Below are 21,776 nucleotides of genomic sequence, written 5' to 3'. Positions count from 1 at the left end.
CGATCCGCTCGGCTGCTGAGTACCTCCAACCTGTCGCTTTGCGACGAGCCTGGAGCTGGCGGTCTCCAATCCCCTCCTGGGGGATTCCCTGCAGAGCGGAATATTTGGGGCGGCCCGGCGTTTTCCTGTAAGGAACAAGAACATGAATCAGATGAATCCCGCCTTTGTGATGCCCGACGTGCAGAGTACGGTCGACACTCGCCAGATCCCGATTCAACGGGTTGGCGTGAAGGCCGTGCGCCATCCGCTCACGGTGCGTGCACAGGGCGGCGACGTGCAGCCGACGGTCGGTACATGGAATCTCGACGTCCACCTGCCCGCCGATCAGAAGGGCACGCACATGTCGCGCTTCGTGGCGCTGCTCGAAGAGAACAAGGCTCCGCTGGAGCCGGCGACGTTCCGCGCCATGCTGGCCGCGATGCTCGAAAAGCTCGAAGCCGAAGCCGGCCGCATCGAAGTGTCGTTCCCTTACTTCGTCAACAAGACGGCGCCGGTGTCAGGCGTGCAAAGTCTGCTGGACTACGAAGTGACGCTGACGGGTGACACCCGCCATGGCGTGACGCGTGTGTTCCTGAAGGTGCTGGTGCCGGTCACGAGCCTGTGCCCGTGCTCGAAGAAGATTTCGCAATACGGCGCGCACAACCAGCGCTCGCATGTGACGATCAACGCGGAGCTGGCCGATGACGTGCCGGTGGAAGACCTGATTCGGATTGCCGAAGAAGAGGCATCGTGCGAGCTGTGGGGCTTGCTGAAGCGACCGGACGAGAAGTTCGTCACCGAGCGGGCCTATGAAAATCCGAAGTTCGTTGAAGACCTGGTGCGCGATGTGGCGCAGCGTCTGAATGCGGATGCGCGGATTGTGGCGTACGTGCTCGAGGCTGAAAACTTCGAGTCGATCCACAATCACAGCGCTTATGCTGTGATCGAGCACGACAAGCGGGTTGCGTCACGGTAAGCCTGTGTTCGGCTTTCGGTGAAGTCTGTTTTGACGTGAAAACGGCCGCGAAAGCGGCTGTTTTCAATTGCAGCAGTGTGCTTTCGGTTGAGGGCTGCGTGTACCGGGCGGCGTGGCTTTGACTGCCGCCGCGAGCGGCTCGCTTAGCGTGCCAGGGACGTCAGATCCCAGCGCGGCTTGACCGTGAACGCGTAGTCCCTACCGCTTTGGTCGGGCCAGCGCGCAAGACGCAGCGCGCCGGCCAGTGCGATCATCGCGCCGTTGTCAGTGCACAGCGACAGGTCCGGATAATGGACGTCGAAGCCGCGCTTCTTCGCGGCGGCCGAAAGCGCTTCGCGCAACTGCCGGTTTGCTCCCACTCCGCCCGCCACTACCAGGCGCTTGAGCCTCGTCTTCTTCAATGCGGCCAGCGACTTGGCGGCCAGGACATCGACGGCCGCGTCGACAAAACCCCGGGCGAGATCCGCCTTCGCCTGCTCGCAGATATTTGCGCCGCCGAGCTTCTTCACATGCGTCAGCACGGCGGTTTTCAGGCCGCTGAAGCTGAAGTCCAGATCGCCGGAATGCAGCATGGGGCGCGGCAGAACTACTGCCCCGGGCGTGCCGAATTCCGCCAGCCGCGAGACTTCCGGACCGCCGGGATAGCCGAGGCCCAGCAGCTTGGCGGTCTTGTCGAAGGCTTCGCCGGCCGCGTCGTCGAGCGTTTCGCCGAGCGTCTCATAGACGCCCACGTCGGTCACGCGCATCAACTGTGTGTGACCGCCGGAGACCAGCAGGGCGACGAACGGAAACGGCGGCGGTTCGTCGACCAGCAACGGCGAGAGCAAATGTCCTTCAAGGTGATGGATGCCGATGGTGGGCTTGTCCCACGCCATGGCGAGTGCATTGGCGATACTCGCGCCGACCAGCAGCGCTCCAGCCAGACCCGGACCCTGCGTGTAGGCAATCGCATCGATTTCGCTGCACGCCGTGCCGGCACGCTCCAATACTTCTTCGAGCAGCGGCAGCGCGCGCCGGATATGGTCGCGCGAGGCGAGTTCCGGCACCACGCCGCCGTACTCCCGGTGCATCGCAATCTGCGAATGCAGCGCGTGCGCCAGCAGGCCGCGCTCCGTGTCGTAGAGCGCGAGTCCGGTTTCGTCGCAGGAGCTTTCGATGCCGAGAACGAGCATGATGTGTGGGCTGCACGGGCGCGGCGAACATGCGGCCGGGTTGATAGCCTGGGTCTGCAGCTTGGGAGCGCAGCCTGACCGCTGGCCCGCTCGCCCACTGCCTCCCAGCGTGCTTCGCCGGTATATTCAGGCGCCCGAAAAGTAAAAAGGCAAGCTTGAAAGTATAGCAGTGCGGGGCAGGGGCCGCAGGTACAATGCGCGCCATGGAATCCTTCGATATCGCGGTCATCGGCGCGGGCGCAGCCGGCATGATGTGCGCGGCGGTCGCCGGCCAGCTCGGCCGGCGCGTCGTGCTGATCGACCACGCACCGCGCCTCGCGGAGAAAATCCGCATTTCCGGCGGTGGCCGCTGCAACTTCACGAATCTGTACGCGGGACCGGCCAACTATCTGTCCGCGAACCCCCATTTCTGCCGCTCGGCGCTTGCACGCTACACACCGCGTGACTTCATGGCCCTGCTCAAGCGTTATCGCGTCACGTGGCACGAGAAGCACAAAGGGCAACTGTTTTGCGACCAGTCGAGCGACGCGGTCATCGACGTGCTGAAAAGCGAGTGCGACGCCGGCGGCATCGCCTGGCGCCGGCCGCTCGCGGTCGAGCAAGTGCGGCACGATGCGGCTGACGGCTACATCCTCGATACGCACGCCGGTCCGATCCGTGTCCGCGCACTGGTGGTGGCGACCGGCGGTCTGTCGATCCCGAAGATCGGCGCAACCGACTTCGCCTATCGGCTCGCCAAGCAGTTCGGCCACAAGCTGATCGACACGCGCCCGGCGCTCGTGCCGCTGACCTTTGCCGCAGCCGACTGGGAGCCGTTCTCGGCGTTGTCCGGCGTTTCGCTGGAGGTGCAGCTCGCCACCGGCAGCAAGAAAACCGGCATGGAGTTCGTCGAAGACCTGCTGCTGACGCATCGTGGGCTGTCCGGGCCGGGCGTTCTGCAGATTTCGAGCTACTGGCAGCCCGGCGAGCCGATCCACGTCAATCTGCTGCCGGAGCGGGACGCCATCGACGCGCTGCTCGAGGCCAAAACGAGCACCAGGCGCCAGATCGCCAACCTGCTGGCCGAATGGGTGCCCACCCGGCTCGCCCACGTCTGGCTGGAAACCCACCAGATTCCGGCGGAAGCGCGTCTTGCCGACCTGCCCGACAAGACACTGCGCCGCGTCGGTGAGGCCTTGTCGCGCTGGACACTCACCCCGAACGGCACCGAGGGGTACCGCAAGGCCGAGGTGACGCGCGGCGGGGTCGATACACGCGATCTTTCTTCGGCCACCATGATGAGCGCCCGGGTGCCGGGTCTCTATTTCATCGGCGAGGCGGTCGACGTGACAGGCTGGCTCGGCGGCTACAACTTCCAGTGGGCGTGGGCTTCGGGCGTGGCGGCGGGCCAGGCGGCCGCGGAGTATGCCAGGGTCGGCGCAAGCCTGTTATAAATAAGCGTGAACAGGTCCTAGGAGGGGCTTGACGCGGACGTGTGTTTGTGAGAAAGGTCTGCTATACTCCCCAACCTTTACAAAGTTCCGTTATTGCAAAATGACGATCATCCGCGTAAAAGAAAATGAGCCTTTTGAAGTCGCGATGCGCCGCTTCAAACGCACGATCGAGAAGAACGGGCTGTTGACCGAGCTTCGAGCGCGCGAGTTTTACGAAAAGCCCACGGCTGAGCGCAAACGCAAGAAGGCATCGGCGGTGAAGCGCCACTTCAAGCGGCTGCGCAGCCAGATGCTGCCCAAGAAGTTTTACTGATTCTGACGTCGCTGCGGTTCCTACGGAGCGTCGGCACGCAACCGGTGGCGGCAATAAACGCCGTCCCGTGCGGACAACCTGGCCGTCAAGGCCACCTTGGTCACGCCGCATCTACTCCGTGAATTCGCGCCAACCCGCTTGAGGAAGCAGTCCCAAGCGGGTTTTTGTGTTGATGCACCGGGCGTGGCCAGACCTTTTTACATTCCAACGCATTTAGGTGAGTAATGAGTCTCAAGGATCGGATCAACGACGACATGAAGGCCGCCATGCGCGCCCGCGAAACCGAGCGTCTCGGCACCATCCGCCTGCTGCTCGCCGCGATCAAGCAGCGCGAAGTCGACGAGCGCGTCACGCTCGACGACGCCGCCATTACCGCGGTCATCGACAAGATGATCAAGCAGCGCAAAGACTCCATCAGCCAGTTCGAAGCGGCAAGCCGCGCCGATCTGGTCGAAAAGGAAAGCGCCGAACTCACCATTCTCTCGGCCTACATGCCGGAGCAGATGTCCGATGCGGAAATCGCCGCCGAAGTGCAGGCCGCGGTCGCGCAAACCGGGGCAGCCGGCCCGCAGGACATGGGCAAGGTGATGGGCGTGCTCAAGCCGAAGCTCGCGGGCCGTGCCGATATGACCGCCGTTTCCGGCCTGGTCAAGGCCGCGCTCGCGAAGTAACGCCGGTTCAACGGACTGTACGGCCTGCCTTCGCGCAGGCCGCCCAGCCTTCAGGTTTTCAAGGTAGCGCCCTCCACTGTGATTCCGCATTCGTTCCTGCAGGATCTGCTGAACCGCGTCGATATCGTCGACGTGGTCGGCAAGTATGTGCAACTGAAAAAGGGCGGTGCGAACTTCATGGGGCTCTGCCCGTTTCACAACGAAAAGAGCCCCTCGTTTACCGTTAGTCCGACTAAGCAGTTCTATCATTGCTTCGGTTGTGGTGCGCATGGCACGGCAATCGGCTTTTTGATGGAGCACGCCGGGCTGTCCTTTCCCGAAGCCGTCAACGACCTGGCGCAGTCAGTCGGCCTGACGGTGCCGCAAGAACCGTCGCCGCATCAGGGCGGCGGGGGCGGCGGCGGTTATGCGCCGGCGGTCTCCAAGGCCGTGACCACCGCGCTTTCCGATGTGATGCAGGCGGCATGCGACTTTTACCGCAAGCAGTTGCGCGGCGCGCCCAGCGCGATCCAGTACCTGAAAAAACGCGGCTTGACCGGCGAGATCGCAGCCCGTTTCGGGCTCGGCTATGCGCCGGACGGCTGGCAGAACCTCGAGGCGGCATTTCCTAATTATCGGGATGAGGCGCTGGTCGAGTCGGGACTCGTGATTGTCAGCGAAAAGTCCGATGCTCAGGGTCAGAACCGCCGGTACGATCGTTTCCGCGAGCGGATCATGTTCCCGATCCGCAATGTCAAAGGCCAGGTGATCGGCTTTGGCGGCCGGGTGCTGGACGGCGGCGAGCCCAAGTATTTGAATTCGCCGGAAACGCCTCTATTTAACAAGGGCAGCGAGCTTTATGGGCTGTTTGAGGCGCGTCTTGCGATTCGTGAACAGCAGTACGCGCTGGTGGTCGAAGGGTACATGGATGTGGTCGCACTGGCCCAATTAGGGTTCCAGAACGCCGTCGCCACCTTGGGTACGGCCTGCACGCCAATTCATGTACAGAAACTGCTGCGGCAGACCGATACGGTAATTTTTAGCTTCGACGGCGACTCGGCGGGCCGCCGCGCGGCGCGCCGGGCGCTCGACGCCTGCCTGCCGCATGCGGCGGACAACCGGACCATCCGCTTCCTGTTCCTGCCCACGGAGCACGACCCGGATAGCTATGTGCGCGAGTTCGGCACCGAAGCGTTTGCCGAACAGGTTGAGCGGGCCATGCCTCTGTCACAGTTCATGCTGAATGAGGTGCTGGCCGGCAAGGAGCTGGACCAGCCGGAAGGCCGGGCGCGCGCGCTGTTCGATGCGAAGCCGCTTCTGCAGGCGCTGCCGGCCAATGCGCTGCGTGCGCAGATCATGCATATGTTCGCCGACCGGCTCGACGTGCCGTTCGACGAGGTGGCCGGGTTGTGTGAAGTCGACGCCCGGATCGCCGCTGCCGCCCGCCAGGCGCCGGCCCGCAAGGACCGTCGCAGCGTGACGGGGATCGAGGAAAAGACGCTGCGCAACCTCGTGATGCATCCGCGGACCGTCGCGGTGCTGGACGAAGAGGCCGAGCAGGCGCTGCTGGCGGTGACCCGTCACGGCGAGCTTTTCGAGGAAGTCACGACGCATGCACGCGCGCTCGGCGACGCGGCGGAGTTCCAGTTGCTGTCCGATCTCTTGCGAAATGGCGCCAACGCCCCGACTTTCGAGGAAATCTTTCGCAAAATTCTGGACTATGATGAAAACGTTCGGGATTTGTTGCTGAAGGATCCTACGGACGCTGCCGTCATCGAGGAACGGCGCGAGCAGGAAAGGATTGTCGGCGAAGAGTTAAAGGCGGCAATCCTGAAGATGCGCTATGACGCCTATTGTGAGCGACTCGAGCAACTTTCACGGCAATCGAGGCATACCGCCGAGGAGTTTGCCGAGCTGACGGATCTGAATCAGAAACGGGCTGACATGAAGCGTCAGCTCGGGCTGTAGCAGGGGTGGGCTGAACCTAAGGTGCTATAATAAAAGGTTTTCAGCGGTTTGTTTTCCAGGCAAAAGGCGAAAGGCGATTGCAATGGCAAAGACTACAGGCGGAAAGAAAGGGACAGGCGCAGGCTCTGAGGAGCCGACCACCAAGGTCACCCGGGCCAGGTCCGCTTCTTCCGCGAAAACAGCGCCTGCCGCAAGCGTGACGCCTTCTGTAAGGAAGAAATCCTCGACTACTTCCGCCGCGCGAGCGGCGTCGGTGAGTACGGCGAAAGCCGCCACGCCGGTCACGAAGCGGCCGAGTACCAGAAGCGCAAGGGAAGCCGTTGCCGCCCAGGACGATGCGGTAACGCGCGAGACTCCAGTATCCACGGTTCTGCCGGCTGTTGTCCAACAGCCGAGAGTCGAGACTACAGCCGGTACGGCGAACTCCATGACGAAAAAGCTGAATGAAGTATCCGTCGATGACGACGCAACCCCGAGCGAGGAAACTGCAGCAGCTCCGGGAAAAGGCGAAAAGGCCAAGGCACGCGACCGCCGCGCGAAGGAGAAAGCGCTGCTGAAGGATGCTTTCGCGTCTACCCAACCCGGCACCGCTGAAGAACTGGAAGAACGGCGCGCGAAACTGCGGGCGCTGATCAAGCTCGGCAAGGAGCGCGGCTTCCTGACGTACGCCGAAATCAACGACCACCTCCCGGACAACTTTGCCGAGACCGAGGCGATCGAAGGCATCATCAGCACGTTCAACGACATGGGCGTGGCCGTCTACGAGCAGGCGCCCGACGCCGAAACGCTGCTGCTGAACGACAACGCGCCGGCGGCTTCGTCTGACGACGAAGTTGAAGAGGAAGCCGAAGTAGCGCTGTCCACCGTCGATTCCGAATTTGGCCGCACCACCGACCCGGTCCGCATGTACATGCGTGAAATGGGCACGGTCGAGCTGCTTACGCGCGAAGGCGAAATCGAAATCGCGAAGCGGATCGAAGATGGCCTGAAGCACATGGTGATGGCCATCTCCGCATGCCCGACCACGATCGCGGACATCCTCGCGATGGCTGAGCGCGTCGCGAACGAGGAAATCCGCATCGACGAACTGGTCGACGGCCTGATCGACGCCAACGCGGAAGATGCCGACGGCTTCTCCGCGCAGGAAGCGGAAGCGATCGAGAGCGAAGACGAGGAAGTCGACGAGGACGAAGAAGAAGACGAGGAAGACGACGATGGCGCGGCGCAAGCCACCGCCAACGCCGCGCAGATGGAAGCGCTGAAGCGTGCCTCGCTCGAGAAGTTCGCCCTTATCAGCGAATGGTTCGACAAGATGCGTCGCGCGTTCGAGAAGGAAGGCTACAAGTCGAAGTCTTACCTGAAGGCTCAGGAAACGATTCAGAACGAGCTGATGACGATCCGCTTTACCGCGCGTACCGTTGAGCGTCTGTGCGACACGCTGCGTGCTCAGGTGGACGAAGTGCGTCAGGTCGAGCGTCAGATCCTGCATACGGTGGTCGACAAGTGCGGCATGCCGCGTGCCGAGTTCATCGCGCGTTTCCCGGGCAGCGAAACGGACCTCGAATGGGCCGACAAGATCGTTGGCGAAGGTCATGCGTACAGCGCGATTCTCACGCGTAACATCCCGGCGATCCGCGAACAGCAGCAGCGTCTGCTGGACCTGCAAGCGCGTGTCGTGCTGCCGCTGAAGGACCTGAAGGAAACCAACCGTCAGATGGCGGCCGGCGAACTGAAGGCGCGTCAGGCCAAGCGTGAAATGACCGAGGCCAACCTGCGTCTCGTGATCTCGATTGCGAAGAAGTACACGAACCGTGGCCTGCAATTCCTGGATCTGATTCAGGAAGGCAACATCGGCCTGATGAAGGCGGTGGACAAGTTCGAATATCGTCGCGGCTACAAGTTCTCCACGTACGCCACGTGGTGGATTCGTCAGGCCATCACGCGTTCGATTGCGGACCAGGCGCGGACGATCCGGATTCCGGTTCACATGATCGAAACGATCAACAAGATGAACCGCATCTCGCGTCAGATTCTGCAGGAAACCGGTCTCGAGCCGGATCCGGCTACGCTGGCTGAAAAGATGGAGATGCCGGAAGACAAGATCCGCAAGATCATGAAGATCGCGAAGGAGCCGATCTCGATGGAAACGCCGATCGGTGACGACGACGATTCGCATCTGGGCGACTTCATCGAAGACACGAACACGGTTGCGCCCGCTGACGCCGCGCTGCATGCCAGCATGCGCGATGTCGTGAAGGACGTGCTCGATTCGCTCACGCCGCGCGAAGCGAAGGTGCTGCGCATGCGCTTCGGTATCGAGATGAGCACGGATCACACGCTTGAAGAAGTGGGCAAGCAGTTCGACGTGACGCGTGAGCGGATCCGTCAGATCGAGGCTAAGGCGCTGCGCAAGCTGCGTCACCCGAGCCGTTCTGACAAGCTGAAGTCGTTCCTCGAAGGGAATTGATCGAAGGGTATCAGGCTGCTGCTGCGGATATAGGGGCTTCCTGATCGTTTTGCTGACGCGAAGCGGTCACGGAGGCCCCTTTTTCGTGTAGTATGTCGGCCAATCAGCGAATAGGCCCGGCCTTCAGACCGGGTCTTTTTCTTGGTTTCACTTCTCTAGGGCCGGACGCCGTGCTGGTTGCAGGCAGCGGACTCATAATCCGCCTCCGAAAGGACACCGTGGGTTCGACTCCCACCCGGCCCACCAAAGAAATCAAAGAGTTAGGTAGATGCTCGGCCCTTGTTTTTCTCAAGGGTTCAACAAAGGGTCAACCGAGTTTTTTGCTAAGACTTCGTGTGCGATCCAAACGACTCACAAAGGATTATGTTGACCGACCGGGATGGCGACGCGCTTACACGCTGACGAAGACGAATCGCCTTTGCGAGCTGCCGTAGTCCAAAGGACGGCGCGTGCGCGTGGTCTATGAAGCAGGCCCCTGTGGTTACGGTTTGCGTCGACGACTCATCAGGCAAGGTTTCGAATGCCTGATATGCGCCGTGTCACTGATCCCTAAGAATCCCGGCAGCGGGGAAAGACCGATCGGCACGATGTGATCAACCCGATGCGGTTACTGCGTGCGTACGATCGAAGACCGCCTCACGCAATGTGACCGATTTGAAGTAGCCTTCCGTGAAGGCGTAGATCGAGCCGGAGTGACCCTACCTAAAGGCCAGCTAACGCATGTTCTGCGGCATACCTTTCCCAGTCACTTCATGATGAACGGCGGCAGTATCCTGTCGCTGCAGCGCGCTCTTGGCCACCACAGCCTGGCCATGACGATGCGTTATGCGCACCTTTCGCCCGAACACCTCGCCGAAACGCGTCACCTGAATCCGCTTGCACGGCTGAGGGAGACCGGGGACACGGCGGCGCGTCAGCGCCGGACGCCCGGACTACTAGGCTTGCGCAAGCGTGGTGGACATGCCACGGGGACGGTCGGGGTGGGCCTGGCGACGCGAGATCAGGCGCGGGTCACCAAACGTATTTCGGTGACTGCGTTCAGAGCGTTTCGGGTGCGTCCGCAACAGAAGGCGTGCTGACGACTGCACGTCCCGCGAGGATCGAACCTGGAGTGCTACCTGATGGATCCTGCCAGGTCGGAAAACGGCGCCGCTATGTCGTGATCTGTCACAGGAGGGTGTCGGGCGTCGTTCGAGAACAGGTTCTGCGCTGAGGGCTCTTGATCTCATTGCTATCCTCCCTATGCGCCGGACGATACCGATTGTCGGGTGGTCACCCTCCTCAATCTCCGTCTGCGCCGTACCGCCGGGACCGGTTGAAATATTATCCGGTGGCCTCCCCTCGTGAAGGCCGCCGCGTGCGGATGACCCGAAAAAAATATTTGTGGTTACCTTTCCGGTTTTTTGGTGCCCTTCCTATTTAATAATAGAGAGGCAGTCGAATCGGAGGACACATGCCTAAAAAGCTGACCAAGAAGACCGTAGGTGGGACCCCGATGCAGCGTCTGCCGGACGTTGAGCAGGAGCTGGCTGCACTTGAGCGACTGTCTGACGCCGAGCTGATTAGCCGCGCCAAAATCGGGTCTCGAAGAGGCGCGGGGTACATCAGAAACGAGTGTCTCTTGGCGTTGCTGCGAGATGCGCAACGTACCCAACGCCACACCGTTGTGAACCAGCTTGTCGATGTGCTCGTCAGGCGTATGACTGCCCTTGTTCGTGCGCGCTTTCGCGCAAGAAATGTCAGTCTCGAGGATGAGGCGACAGAGAATGTGATGTACCGGTTCGTGGAGATGTTGAGCATCGACGCCACGAGTCCCGGCTGTGAATCGCTTGATTTTTACGAAGTGCTCTTCGACAACGCAGTTTGTGCACTCGCATCCACCGAGGCGAAGCGTATGCGTATTCATCAATCGCGAATCGTGCCTATGCCCGAGCGTGAGGATGATGAAGGCAACGATCTGGAGGATTCGCTAGCGGACGGGTCGATAACTGACCTTCCGCTTGGGCTCAGCCAACCTGAACGAGGTGTTTTCACACGACAGGTGCTCGACGCGCTGGCTAATCTGCCAGCAGGCGAACAGGAGGTCATGATCTATTCAATTCTTGGCCTCAAGAGCGAAGCGCGTGACGAGTCCGAACCGACCATATCGTCCCTATGCGGGGTTGACAGCAAAACTGTAAGAAATCGCCAGAAACGGGCCCGTGAGAAGCTCGCAAACCTCAAGGAGTGAAAATGAATGCCCAAGCCAAGCACGAAAAGCTGCAGGACGTCCTGATGCAGTTTTCGACCGAACAGGAGTTGCCGGATGAGCGGCTGCTGAAAGCGTACGTCATCCAATATCCGGAGTTCGAGCGTGAACTGGTGGAATGCGCGGCTGCACTGGTCCAAAACCGTCTGTCGCAGCGAACGGGCGTAGAATCTGAGATGACGTATGACCCGGTCGCCGAGCGAGCCATCAGCCGCTTCCATAACCTTAACTTCGAAAACCAGGCTGACGACAAGCCTTATTCGAACGTGGTGCTGGCGGAGAATCCGATCGCGAGACTTGATTCGAAGGGATACAGTGCGCTGATGGATCAACTTGGCGTACCATCCTCATTTGTCAGGAAACTGCGTGATCGACTGGTGATTCCTTCCACCATTCCGGATGCATTCGTAAAAAAACTCGCAGGACTTCTGAATGTCTCGATAACGGATATCAAAGCCCATTTCTGGGCGCCGCAGCAGTTTGTTCGTCTCGCGTTTGTTCAAAGTTCCGCCAATAAAGAGGAACGAGAATCATTCTCGCAAGCGTTACATTCATGCGGCCTTGACCGGGAGGAAGCGGACCGGCTGTTGGTCACTCTGTCGCGTGATGAATAATGCTGACACTAGGAATAGACGACAACATCCCGTCCAGTTCTGAGCTTTCAGCTATCGACGGCGGGAGCTTCGGGTAGTTCTCGTTGTCTGCAGCGCACTAGCCACTAATTTCAGGTGGCTGTGCGTAGGCCAATTGACTGCCCGAGGCATCCACAGCGCCCGCGTGGATCACGCCTCCCCTTTTGTTTCCGGGTAATAACACTTATTGCTCATTGCGCTAGCACCCTCATGTCGAGTTCGTTGTAAAACAGTCAGTCATCCTAAGACATCGTGAATCGATCATACCTAACGCAAGGCACAAGATCCTTATTGCGAAGCTGCGCTGCGCAGCGTGGTACATCTCTGCTCGCCGACTCAAATCGCCATAACCTGGGGACGACCTGCAGGTTCGCTCGTTGCCACGGTGCTGAATTTCTATCGTCGTAGGCAATGAGGTTGACGGCAGTATGAGCGCTCGCTGGTCGAAGGGACGCCCATCTAGATGGAAGGCTTGGACCCCGTCATTGCGCTTCTACAAGCAGGAGAGTTTGTCATCCTGCTTTCCGGTTTTTGAATCCCGTAGCGATTTATAGAGTACAGGGTCAGCGAGTAATTCATCTCCAAGACCCAACTTTTGAGGGATTTGAAAATGACTATCTTCATCCAGAAAGAAGGTTCTACCCAGGTCAACGCTGTCGATCAGCTTGAGGGGCTTAACCTCGTGATTCTGAAGGAGCTTGTGCTCGGCAAGGATGTCCCGCTCGAGGAAATTCTCGTGTTCGAAGAGGGCAGCGACGAGCCGGTGACAGAAGAAATTTTCGCTGTCCTGCTGAAGGAAAAACGGCATCCGAAGGTTCACGTGCATCGCTGCCGCAAGGTGGAAACGCGGGTGTACTTCAATGCACGGGAGGTGACTCATCATTTCTCGCCAGCGACGACAGTGGCAGTTGTGAAGGCATGGGCCGACGACAAGTTCGGTATTGACGCGTCGCATGCGGCCGAGCACGTTCTCCAACTTCAGGGCTCAGTCGACCGTCCGTCGGCATCGAGTCATCTCGGCACACTGACTCACGGTGGTGTGTGTGCGGTGACGTTCGACCTTGTGCCGAACGAGCGGATCCAGGGGTGAGGCATGAGCGCGCTGATCGACACCCGTTCTCCGGACTGCCGCGCGTTCAGTGCCTCCGTTGATCAACCGGAATTCCGCATGGGCGTCGCCGACGGTCGCTGGAATCTCATAGGCGTCGAGTGGCCCATCGCGCTGATTGAGGTCGCAGCGTCCGTCGGAACCTACGTTCTGCGGTTCGAGTTGTCTGGATACCCGGCGCAGCCGCCCACCGCGCAACTGTGGGACGTAGAGCAAAAGGTGCGGCTGGGCGAAGCACTGTGGCCCGGCAGCAAGGGCGGTCGCGTGGGCGAGGTGTTCCGCAGAGATTGGCACCATGGGACCGCGCTTTACCTACCGTGTGACCGCATCACCATCGCAACTCACCCCGGTTGGGCCACCCAGATGCCGGCCAAACTTTGGCGGCCAGACGGCTCAATTGTTCAATATCTCGAAGCGGTTTATGAACTTCTCAATTCAGCGGACTTTACGCCGCCTGTGGTCGCCGCGGCATGAGCTTGCGTGCGACTTTCTCGTATGGCGTCGGCTGCTGAGCAGCCTTCGCGAACGTGGGGGCGGGCGCCGGGAAAGCGGTGCATTCCTCTTGGGCTCTATTGATGACGCCACGCGCGTCATTGAGGATTTCGTTCTTTACGACGACATCGACCCGCACGCATTGGATAAGGGATACGTGCATCTAAACGGCGCCAGCATGGGAAAACTGTGGGCGGTGTGCCGCGAACGAAACCTGCAGGTTGTGGCCGACGTGCACACCCATCCTGGTGGCTCCGAGCAGAGCGAGTCTGATCAGCTCAATCCGATGATTTCCGTTACTGGTCATATTTCGCTAATTGTGCCGAATTTTGCCTTTGGACGGCAGCGGCGTGGCGCACTGGGAATCTATCGTTATCTGGGTGGACGCCAGTGGCAAACCGTCAGGGATGTGGAGAAGTCGGACTTCTTCTACGTTGGTATCTAGGGAGCGCAGCAAATGACAACGGACATCAATGGCGATACGGTAAGCCGGACGCTGAAGCAACTCGTCGATAGTGGACGCGCATCGACTTTCGAAGAAGCTCGGGAGTTGCTTGGCAGCTATCGATTTCAGCTGCACATCGGCACAGCGCAAGGACGGACGTTGCACGGCCAGATTGCCGCGCTGACCACCGTCGAGCTGGCGCGTCGTGTGTTTCTTGGTGGCGTCTACGTGTCCGTAGACGCCGACGCCCCCGCGCATTCGTGCATTGCATCTGGCGGTACGCTGGTTGAAGCCTTGATGAAGGCTGGCGCCCGGGTCGGCTCACCTGGTCAACTTCCGTTGGTTTCGATTGGCGGGTCAAGAGCGCGGGATGCCGATTTTCATGTGCGACTGGTCATGGAGGGATGGAGAGCCGGCATTGCTCCGGCAGACGATTCAATCGATGAGGCTGCTGGCTATGTGATGCCTCTCGCGGCCGTAGCCGCTGCTGCGATGGCTGTTTGCGAGGCATTCTTCTTCGTAAGCACTGACTCGCCACTTGCGGGAAAACGGAGATTCGGAATTTCTCTTTGGGAGCCCAGTTCATCGACCTGGGAAACTTCGGAAGCAGACGGGCCGCCGCTCAGATATCTCCCTTCCGACGTCTGGATACTTGGGGTAGGACACCTCGGGCAGGCTTACGCCTGGTGTCTGGGCATGTTGCCGTATGGCAGCACGCAAACGCCGAAGGCGCGAGTCGTAATCCAGGATACGGACATCATTACGAAGTCAACGGAAAGCACGTCGCTACTGAGTACGCAGGCGGACTTGAAGCGCATGAAGACGCGGGTCGTTTCTGAATGGCTTGAGGCTCGCGGCTTTCGTACGAACATAGTCGAACGGCTGTTCGACGGTGCCATGCGTCGCCGTGAAGGTGACCCGGGTGTCCTGCTATGCGGCGTCGACAACCCCGCTGCGCGCCGGGTACTCGATACGGTCGGATTCTCGCTCATCGTTGAAGCGGGGCTCGGAAGCCGGTTTGATGACTTCCAGTGCGCGCGGATTCACTCACTGCCCGGCTCGCGTAGTGCCGTTGAGATCTGGCAACCGCAGGTGAATTTCGTAAAAAAACCACCCAGTCCGGCGTACAACGCCCTGCTTAACAACGGACTCCTCGACCAGTGCGGTGTGACGCTACTTGCTGGTAAGGCCGTAGGGGCTGCATTTGTTGGAGCATTCGCGGCCACCCTCGTGATTTCGGAGTTGCTACGGTTGTTGCACGGTGGGGTGGCACATGACGTCATCGACGTCGATCTTTTCGACCTCGACTACCGAAGTGTCGTTTTGAACCCGACCGACCTTACTGGCGTGAATACAGGCTTCCTATCTGCAGTCGAGTGATTTGATTTCTTGCGCCGCGCGCAGCCAGGCGGCATTTCGCAGTTTAATTCGAGAAGGAAAGTAAGAAATGAGTGAATTCAAAAACAGCGCATTTCACGTGAGCGGCGACCGCGTCACGTTCGGGGATAACAATGGTAATACGACGGTCTCGAACGTCCGCGTGACCAACAATATTCGCTCAGGCGGAGGCGCCGGTCCGGAGCCTGTAGACAACGTCGCCGTTCTATTTGCGGCGTTTGCCGGGGCAGTCCTTCTGGCGTGGGTGTATCTGAGACACTTCGATGCCGTGCATGCCGCGTTGCGTCTAGGCTTTTTCTTCAGCATGGCACCGGCGCTGTTTGCGACCGCCATCTCAGTAGCGCGGACCGGCGGATCAACATCGAAGCTGGTTGCCAGCGGGCTGCCGGTGGTCTTGGTTGGGGTTATCGGGCTTGTGTTTCTCGGGTTTCTAAACAACAGGATCTCGTCGGATGTACTTGCGTCGGCGACACAGACAACAAGCCCCATGGCGATGTGGAAGAGCCTTTCCGATTTCGAACACCGGGTTGTTCTCGAAGGCGAAGGGGCTGTGATTGCGGCAGGGATGGCACTGCTTGTAAACTGGCTCGCGGCCTTGCGGATCTTGATTGAACACACGCTGTCGCCATTCAACTCCCTTTCACGAATGACGTCGCGATATACGCCAATGTTCGGCGCGACGTTCGGCGCGATCTTCCTTGCGCTTTCATGGGGGCTGTCTTCCGGTCGCGCCTACGACGCCTGGACAACCCTGCAAGTGGCATTGTCGACAGCGATGCACTAGGTGGTTGCTCACTCCGGTCGTGTCTTTTCCGAATCGCGGAGCGCCGGGCCTTAGGGGGAAGGCGCTATCAACGGTCGCACGGCGGAAAAAAAGCTTGACGGCAGTGCACGGTTTGTAGTGTTATGCGCACATTTTGTACGCAAAACTGCACGTGAAACGTCAAAAATCGATTCAAATCTCGCTTCTCGCAGACACCTGTCGCGCGGTGCTAACTGGTGAGGAAGACCCGCGCGTACTTGTGTCGCGAGTATCGGAAGCCCTGATCTCTAGCGGCAATCAGGAGGGGGGGGCCGTTATCAAGGGGCTTCTGGGCGAGGGCGAGAGTGTGCGCGGTGCGTCGCCGGATATGTCTGGGACGCCTTCGAAAGCTGAGCTTTCCATCGATCTGCCAGGCGAGCCCCTGACTCGTGCTTCACGGGTTCCGGTAGACCGTGAGACGGCGTCACCTCTTGCGACAGTCCTGTTCCAGGATCGCCTTCCTGCAGCATCTCCAATTCTGCCGCCCGCGCTCCAGACTGCGCTCGAATCCTTTGTTGTTGAGTGGAAGCGATCGGCTGAATTGCTTGTAGTGGGAATTCAGCCTGCGACGAGCTGCCTCTTTTTCGGTGAACCGGGCACTGGCAAGACACAGGTTGCGCTGTGGCTTGCGTCCCGGCTCGGACTGCCGGTGATTCTGGCGAGGCTTGACGGACTGATGTCGTCGTTTCTGGGAACCACTTCGCGCAACATCGGCAGTCTCTTTTCGTTCGCGAACCGGCATCGAGCAATACTATTACTGGACGAAATTGATGCAATTGCTAAGCTTCGGGATGACCCGAACGAAATTGGGGAAATCAAACGGGTTGTCAACACGCTCTTGCAGAACATAGATGAGCGCGCCAAACACGGGCTGACGCTCGGCATTACGAATCATCCGCAACTACTTGATCCCGCGGTCTGGCGACGCTTTCAAGTTCAGATGGAGCTTCCAAAGCCGGGCGACGCGGAGCGGCTTGAGATAATCCGTAAATATTCTTTGCCGCTCAAGTTTTTGCCAGGCGAACTGAAATTCATTGCATGGCTTTTGCGTGATACCTCGGGTGCGGAAGTGGAAGACTTCGTCCAGTCAATCAGGAAAAGCTGGATATTGCAGGGCAAGGAGATACCACTCGTCGAGCGACTTAAGACGATCTCGCATGCGCATTCTGCACGCATTCCCAAGGCGACACACGAGATGATCTCGCATTCCGATAAGGAAATCGCGAAGTTGTTATCAAAGAGCTATAATTTCTCGACGCCTGAGTTGGCCCAGGCATTTGCGGTAAATCGAACAACGATAAGTCGCTGGGTGGGCTGACTTGGCGATCCGGGGGTGTCATGGCAGCAGAATATCCGCTTCTCTACGTGACAAACGCGACAGATCTTCGACGAGAGCGCGTCACGCACGCGGGAAACACGAAGAAGGATTTTTTTGCCGACCGGGATCGGGAATTTGCGCTTCACAAGGCGCGAATTGCGTCTGAAATACGGCAGGTTCAAGGTGCTCTGACTCAAAGCTCGGCCGGTTTTGGCTCCTCCGGATTTCTCAAGGTCACTCTTCAGGAAAAGGCGTGGGCAAAAAGCCATCGCCCCACCAAACGACTGTTCACACCGGATCTGAACCCGGTCGTCGGAAATAGCGACATTGGCGAGCTAATCGTCAAGGTGAGCGTGGAGTCCTTGAACGACGTGCGTTCAAGTGTCGATGGTGTGGAACCAGATACACGCAGACGGCGTGACGGGCGCGGCAACGTCGTCCTGAATCCTAGCCGCGAACGCTCGGAGATCGGCGCCATTGAGCAGGTTAGCTTGTGGTCGTCCGTTGATCGACATGTACCTGATCCATTGCGAGCGATAGGCGTATTCAAGGAGCATCAGCTTGCCCCAATGTACTCGGTTCAATTGTTCGAATCGACTGCGCTGATTGATCTAGATAACATACGTCAGATGCGAGGTGATACTCCGGCAGCCTCGTTCTTGCGATCTTTACAGCGCTTGGGGCAGAGACTTGGGGTGTACATCGTTTTCGGTGATGAAGAAGGGCCTATTCCTACTGTGTATGTTGGTCTGACGGGCAACGCAGGGTTTGCTACGATCCGTGGCAGCACGACACTTCAGCGCGTTGGCGACCAGCTAAGAGAAGACGGGAGTTTCGATCCGAACGAGCATCTCGAATTATTGAAGCTCCTTGGTGCGCATCCGAACGTGCGTAGGATAAGCATTCCTGCCGTTTTCACTGTTGATAAACAGGCAGCGTTCACGCCGTCAGCGGTAGGGCAGCGTATGAGGCGGGGACAGTCGGATGCGATCTCCGTTCAACCTCTCAAGCTTCCATCGCCACAGAATTCCGAGTTGTATCCGTCAATCGCGGTAGTGGACGGAGGGATTTCGGCGCAGTTCGACGAATGGGTGATCGGACGCTATGCCGAAATTCGGGAAGGTGACAGGGACCTCACCCACGGATCCAATATCGCGGGTTTGCTGGTGGGTGCTGGTTCATTTAATGACCAGTACTCAGGGCGACTAGAGAAAGACGGTTGCTGGCTTGTCGATGTAGTCATGCAGCCCGACTGTGAGTCAGTCTACGCCGGTGACTACTACACCAATGGGACCAGACAGTTTCTTGACCGGCTAGAAAGGATAGTCGCGCAAGTTCGTGAAGAGCATGGTATTCGCGTGTTCAATTTCAGTCTGAACAACGAGTGCATGGTTTCGGCACGCGAGTTCAGCGAAGAGGCGACTCGCTTAGATGAAATTGCTCGCAAACATGATGTGTTCTTCGTCATTTCGGCTGGCAATGCAACTGATGGGGACGCTCGTCCCGAGTGGGATGGGCGGCCATCATACGCCGCGCAACAGCTTATAGAAACGAAGACGGACACTCTATATGTGCCAGCTGATTCACTGACGAATGTCTCGGTGGGCGCCACAAATGGGCACGGTGTTAAAGGTTGTCTTCCTGATGCCCCGGCACGATATAGCCGTCGTGGGCCAGGGGTTCGTGGCTCCATCAAACCTGACGTTTGCCAGATCGGCGGTGCTGTTGGCGACGACGGAGCCACCGGCCTGCATACCACGAACAATGTGGGTAACAAAGTGGCAGTGCGGGGCACAAGTTACTCCGCGCCGCTGGTCGCAAAGACGCTCGCGATGCTAGATGCCGAACTGGAAGGTACCGCCCCGAGGGAGGTTCTGCAAGCGATGCTGCTTCATAGCGCTCGCCTAAGAAATCCCCTTTCGGGGCGTACGGTGAAACGTTTTGCGCGTAACCTGGTGGGTTTCGGTTTCCCCACGACGAGTGCCGAAATTCTTAACCTTGATCAGCATACATTTGGCGTCGTTATCGCTGATGATTTGCATATCAAGGAGAACACGATCATCGATTTCAAATGGCCGCAGGCTTTGGTCGGGCCGGGGGGAGCGTGCAGGGGTGACGCTAGACTAACTCTCGTGTACTCTCCGCCGCTTGATTTTCGCTATGGTGCTGAAGCCGCACGCATCATGTTGGAACCATCATTGCGTCAGGCTACGCTTGAGGAGGTCGAGCAGGACGACGAAGAAGAACAGATTGAAGAGGGAAAAATCAGATACATCTCGCGTGTGAAGCCGGTTCACTCCTATGGACTGAAGCGGACGTCGAGAGAGGCGGCGTTGCTCGTCGATGGCTTGAAATGGAGTCCTGTAAAAGTCCTTGAGGGGCAACTGAAGGGCGTTGGAGCTTCGTCCGACTGGCGTCTCACGATCAACTATGTTGCTCGCGAGCAGGTCGAGTTTCCCACGGAAGGAATACCGTTTGCCGCGATCCTGACGATTGCTGACCCGCTGAAACAGGCCAATGTGTACGATCAACTGCGTCAAGAATTGATTGTGGGCTCCGCTTTGACCTTGGGGGACATCCGTACCGCGGTGCGCATTCGTCCACGTTAAGAAGAAATTCAGAGAGAGGGCAGTGTGAAAGAGGTCGCTGGGAAAAAATACATTTTACGCATTCCTCGTCCGACGCAAGGTGCGTCCGGGGCGGGATTTGTACAGTCTTCTGCGAAGCCAGTCGACCCCATCGCCGATGTTCTTCGTGCAGTAACGGGGTCGGGAGCAGACAACATTCCGGTCGAGCGAGGAATGCTCGAGTCGGAAATCGCGCTCGTCGAAATTACCGATACACAACGCATTGCGATCGAGCGGGCGAATCCGCGAGTGAGATTGTATCCGCTCAAGACATACTCGCTCATCGCTAGCATGGACAACTCGATACTTGCGAGCATCATCCCAAGTCCTGCTCCGTCACCGCTTCCAGTCGCCGGAACCTTCGATATTAAGGTTGTCGACGAAACCGGTAATCCTGTTCCTAACGCGACGGTACGACTCTCTGACCCTTCGGGCGCAACGTATCAAGGCATCACTTCAGTCGCGGGAGAAGTTGCAATCGCCCTGCCGTCGGGTTTTGCTGACTGCTCCGTATCCACGTTTTCGGGTTTTTGGAGTGCGTTTCAACCAGGGTTGTACGCCGCAAAAGGTCAAGCCGTCATTGCAATGCAGCGGCTCGACGCTGCGTTCGCTGATTGCAAGAAGCATCACTATCCTTCAGTGAAAGCTGGCGGCGGCAAAGGTGTGAAGGTTGCCGTGGTTGACACTGGAGTGGATGACCATAAGGATCTCGCCTGTGTTCGCCAGCGTACGACACTGGTAGCAAGCCCTCCGCACAATCTTATCTATGACAATGGCATAGGCCACGGTACCCATGTTGCTGGGATTATTGGTGCGAGGGGAGCTACTCGGGGTTTAGCACCAAACGTCGATCTGTTGAGCTATCGCATTTTCGAAGAGGGCAGCGGTACGACGGACAACTACCGGGTCATCAAAGCGATTCTCAAGGCAATAGATGATGGTGCTGACATCATCAATCTGAGCATTGGCGACGAAGATGGTGACGACGGGCTTGATTCGGCGGTTGACGATGCCGTCGCAGCCGGCGTACTCGTCGTCGCGGCGTCGGGCAATTTCGGAAAACCGTCTGCTTGCCATCCAGCCGCGCATCCGAAAGTAGTGTCGGTTGGTGCGATTGGCCGGACAGGGACATTTCCAGCGGGCACGGTTCATGCGGCATTGAGCCGAAGGGCGCAAGGGGCCGACCCAGATGATTTTGTTCCGGACTTTTCCAATTTCGGGAAAGTGAATTTGGCGGCACCTGGCGTGGGCATCATTTCTACGATTGGGACCGATGGCTATGCGGCCCTAAACGGCACATCTATGGCCGCCCCGGTGGTAACGGGTGTTGCTGCTTGCCTGTTGTCTGACGAACTGTCGGTGAAAGGGAAGGCTCGCACGCCTTCGCGCCTGGCGCAATTGCAAAAGTTGCTCTACGCTAAATGTAACTCACTCGGCTTCAATCTATCGGACGTAGGAAGTGGATTGCCTCAATGAATGGAGGTGCCTTATGAGCAGATACGTCTTGTACTTCAGAGGGCCAGGAGATGCGCCCCAGAAGGATATTGAGCGCATCCTCGAGCATAAGGGGGTGCAGGTCCTCGACCGCACGTCATCGAAGGTACTGTTGCTGGAGAGCTTTGACGACACATTCCTGCAGGATGTGTCGCATATGAAGAACTGGGTGGCGAGTAAGCAGAAGGAATATCACCTGATACGGTGAGTGTGACGCTTGCGGTCGCGGCCTTTCTGAATGCGATTTGAGCGCA

Annotated in this window: 19 protein-coding genes, 1 tRNA gene and 1 pseudogene; 20 read left to right on the top strand and 1 reads right to left on the bottom strand. The window is 58.7% G+C overall.

The annotated features are described in order from the left end of the window. The first annotated feature begins 142 nt into the window (after positions 1-142). Complete coding sequence (folE2, locus tag AC1ECK_RS26185; protein WP_480324308.1) at positions 143-955, top strand: GTP cyclohydrolase FolE2; 813 nt, start codon at positions 143-145, stop codon at positions 953-955. A gap of 143 nt (positions 956-1,098) precedes the next feature. On the opposite strand, the gene tsaD is transcribed toward folE2, so the two are convergent. Beyond that, entirely contained in the window at positions 1,099-2,127 is a 1,029-nt protein-coding gene (tsaD, locus tag AC1ECK_RS26180) for a tRNA (adenosine(37)-N6)-threonylcarbamoyltransferase complex transferase subunit TsaD (RefSeq protein ID WP_480324306.1), read from the bottom strand. A gap of 203 nt (positions 2,128-2,330) precedes the next feature. Between tsaD and AC1ECK_RS26175 the strand changes: the two genes are divergently transcribed. The 19 genes and pseudogenes from AC1ECK_RS26175 (at position 2,331) to AC1ECK_RS26085 (ending at position 21,730) form a co-directional block, all read left to right on the top strand. Further along, a complete protein-coding gene (locus AC1ECK_RS26175) occupies positions 2,331-3,560 on the top strand; it encodes a BaiN/RdsA family NAD(P)/FAD-dependent oxidoreductase (RefSeq protein WP_480324304.1) in 1,230 nt (409 codons plus the stop codon). Positions 3,561-3,660: 100 nt separating this feature from the next. After that, complete coding sequence (gene rpsU / locus AC1ECK_RS26170; RefSeq protein WP_074266548.1) at positions 3,661-3,873, top strand: 30S ribosomal protein S21; 213 nt, start codon at positions 3,661-3,663, stop codon at positions 3,871-3,873. A gap of 224 nt (positions 3,874-4,097) precedes the next feature. Then, positions 4,098-4,544, top strand: a complete 447-nt coding sequence (locus tag AC1ECK_RS26165) for a GatB/YqeY domain-containing protein (protein ID WP_480324302.1) — start codon at positions 4,098-4,100, stop codon at positions 4,542-4,544. Positions 4,545-4,622: 78 nt separating this feature from the next. Then, a complete protein-coding gene (dnaG, locus tag AC1ECK_RS26160) occupies positions 4,623-6,491 on the top strand; it encodes a DNA primase (protein ID WP_480324300.1) in 1,869 nt (622 codons plus the stop codon). 82 nt (positions 6,492-6,573) lie between these two features. Then, on the top strand, positions 6,574-8,958 hold the full coding sequence (rpoD, locus tag AC1ECK_RS26155) for an RNA polymerase sigma factor RpoD (RefSeq protein ID WP_480324298.1): 2,385 nt from the start codon (positions 6,574-6,576) through the stop codon (positions 8,956-8,958). A gap of 158 nt (positions 8,959-9,116) precedes the next feature. After that, positions 9,117-9,204: transfer RNA gene (locus AC1ECK_RS26150), tRNA-Ile, on the top strand. Between the two features lie 188 nt (positions 9,205-9,392). Further along, positions 9,393-9,583 (top strand): annotated as a pseudogene (locus AC1ECK_RS26145) (IS110 family transposase); the annotation flags it as partial. After that, positions 9,573-10,037, top strand: coding sequence for a tyrosine-type recombinase/integrase (locus AC1ECK_RS26140; RefSeq protein WP_480324296.1), 465 nt, complete (start codon positions 9,573-9,575; stop codon positions 10,035-10,037). The pseudogene AC1ECK_RS26145 and the gene AC1ECK_RS26140, both read left to right, overlap by 11 nt. A gap of 374 nt (positions 10,038-10,411) precedes the next feature. Next, positions 10,412-11,188, top strand: a complete 777-nt coding sequence (locus AC1ECK_RS26135) for an RNA polymerase sigma factor sigma-70 region 4 domain-containing protein (RefSeq protein WP_480324294.1) — start codon at positions 10,412-10,414, stop codon at positions 11,186-11,188. A 2-nt stretch (positions 11,189-11,190) separates the two neighbouring features. Next, complete coding sequence (locus AC1ECK_RS26130; protein ID WP_480324292.1) at positions 11,191-11,820, top strand: hypothetical protein; 630 nt, start codon at positions 11,191-11,193, stop codon at positions 11,818-11,820. A gap of 628 nt (positions 11,821-12,448) precedes the next feature. Beyond that, a complete protein-coding gene (locus tag AC1ECK_RS26125; protein WP_480324290.1) occupies positions 12,449-12,928 on the top strand; it encodes a hypothetical protein in 480 nt (159 codons plus the stop codon). A gap of 3 nt (positions 12,929-12,931) precedes the next feature. Further along, the gene (locus tag AC1ECK_RS26120) at positions 12,932-13,420 is read left to right on the top strand and encodes a DUF7665 family protein (protein ID WP_480324289.1); all 489 of its coding nucleotides are present in this window, start codon (positions 12,932-12,934) and stop codon (positions 13,418-13,420) included. Further along, positions 13,368-13,883 (top strand): hypothetical protein, encoded by a 516-nt coding sequence (locus AC1ECK_RS26115; protein ID WP_480324287.1) that lies wholly within the window; start codon positions 13,368-13,370, stop codon positions 13,881-13,883. The genes AC1ECK_RS26120 and AC1ECK_RS26115 overlap by 53 nt, the downstream gene beginning before the upstream one ends. A 12-nt stretch (positions 13,884-13,895) precedes the next feature. Further along, positions 13,896-15,263, top strand: a complete 1,368-nt coding sequence (locus AC1ECK_RS26110) for a hypothetical protein (RefSeq protein WP_480324285.1) — start codon at positions 13,896-13,898, stop codon at positions 15,261-15,263. Between the two features lie 67 nt (positions 15,264-15,330). After that, on the top strand, positions 15,331-16,065 hold the full coding sequence (locus tag AC1ECK_RS26105; RefSeq protein ID WP_480324283.1) for a hypothetical protein: 735 nt from the start codon (positions 15,331-15,333) through the stop codon (positions 16,063-16,065). 151 nt (positions 16,066-16,216) lie between these two features. Then, positions 16,217-17,401, top strand: a complete 1,185-nt coding sequence (locus AC1ECK_RS26100; protein WP_480324281.1) for an AAA family ATPase — start codon at positions 16,217-16,219, stop codon at positions 17,399-17,401. A gap of 20 nt (positions 17,402-17,421) precedes the next feature. Beyond that, positions 17,422-20,010: a S8 family peptidase gene (locus AC1ECK_RS26095; protein ID WP_480324279.1), complete on the top strand. Its 2,589-nt coding sequence runs from the start codon at positions 17,422-17,424 to the stop codon at positions 20,008-20,010. 24 nt (positions 20,011-20,034) lie between these two features. After that, positions 20,035-21,504: a S8 family serine peptidase gene (locus tag AC1ECK_RS26090; protein ID WP_480324277.1), complete on the top strand. Its 1,470-nt coding sequence runs from the start codon at positions 20,035-20,037 to the stop codon at positions 21,502-21,504. A 13-nt stretch (positions 21,505-21,517) separates the two neighbouring features. Then, complete coding sequence (locus tag AC1ECK_RS26085) at positions 21,518-21,730, top strand: hypothetical protein (protein WP_480324275.1); 213 nt, start codon at positions 21,518-21,520, stop codon at positions 21,728-21,730. Positions 21,731-21,776: the final 46 nt, after the last annotated feature.

The sequence above is a fragment of the Paraburkholderia sp. SSBN10T genome (assembly GCF_056619545.1).
The sequence above is the reverse complement of the archived record's forward strand: the minus strand, read 5'-3'. Positions and strand labels throughout refer to the sequence as shown.

Excerpts from the sequence above, each read along its gene's own strand:
- folE2 (WP_480324308.1), top strand. The coding sequence starts at position 143 with ATGAATCAGATGAATCCCGCCTTTGTGATGCCCGACGTGCAGAGTACG.
- tsaD (WP_480324306.1), bottom strand. The coding sequence starts at position 2,127 with ATGCTCGTTCTCGGCATCGAAAGCTCCTGCGACGAAACCGGACTCGCG.
- AC1ECK_RS26175 (WP_480324304.1), top strand. The coding sequence starts at position 2,331 with ATGGAATCCTTCGATATCGCGGTCATCGGCGCGGGCGCAGCCGGCATG.
- rpsU (WP_074266548.1), top strand. The coding sequence starts at position 3,661 with ATGACGATCATCCGCGTAAAAGAAAATGAGCCTTTTGAAGTCGCGATG.
- AC1ECK_RS26165 (WP_480324302.1), top strand. The coding sequence starts at position 4,098 with ATGAGTCTCAAGGATCGGATCAACGACGACATGAAGGCCGCCATGCGC.
- rpoD (WP_480324298.1), top strand. The coding sequence starts at position 6,574 with ATGGCAAAGACTACAGGCGGAAAGAAAGGGACAGGCGCAGGCTCTGAG.
- AC1ECK_RS26135 (WP_480324294.1), top strand. The coding sequence starts at position 10,412 with ATGCCTAAAAAGCTGACCAAGAAGACCGTAGGTGGGACCCCGATGCAG.
- AC1ECK_RS26130 (WP_480324292.1), top strand. The coding sequence starts at position 11,191 with ATGAATGCCCAAGCCAAGCACGAAAAGCTGCAGGACGTCCTGATGCAG.
- AC1ECK_RS26125 (WP_480324290.1), top strand. The coding sequence starts at position 12,449 with ATGACTATCTTCATCCAGAAAGAAGGTTCTACCCAGGTCAACGCTGTC.
- AC1ECK_RS26120 (WP_480324289.1), top strand. The coding sequence starts at position 12,932 with ATGAGCGCGCTGATCGACACCCGTTCTCCGGACTGCCGCGCGTTCAGT.
- AC1ECK_RS26115 (WP_480324287.1), top strand. The coding sequence starts at position 13,368 with ATGAACTTCTCAATTCAGCGGACTTTACGCCGCCTGTGGTCGCCGCGG.
- AC1ECK_RS26110 (WP_480324285.1), top strand. The coding sequence starts at position 13,896 with ATGACAACGGACATCAATGGCGATACGGTAAGCCGGACGCTGAAGCAA.
- AC1ECK_RS26105 (WP_480324283.1), top strand. The coding sequence starts at position 15,331 with ATGAGTGAATTCAAAAACAGCGCATTTCACGTGAGCGGCGACCGCGTC.
- AC1ECK_RS26095 (WP_480324279.1), top strand. The coding sequence starts at position 17,422 with ATGGCAGCAGAATATCCGCTTCTCTACGTGACAAACGCGACAGATCTT.
- AC1ECK_RS26085 (WP_480324275.1), top strand. The coding sequence starts at position 21,518 with ATGAGCAGATACGTCTTGTACTTCAGAGGGCCAGGAGATGCGCCCCAG.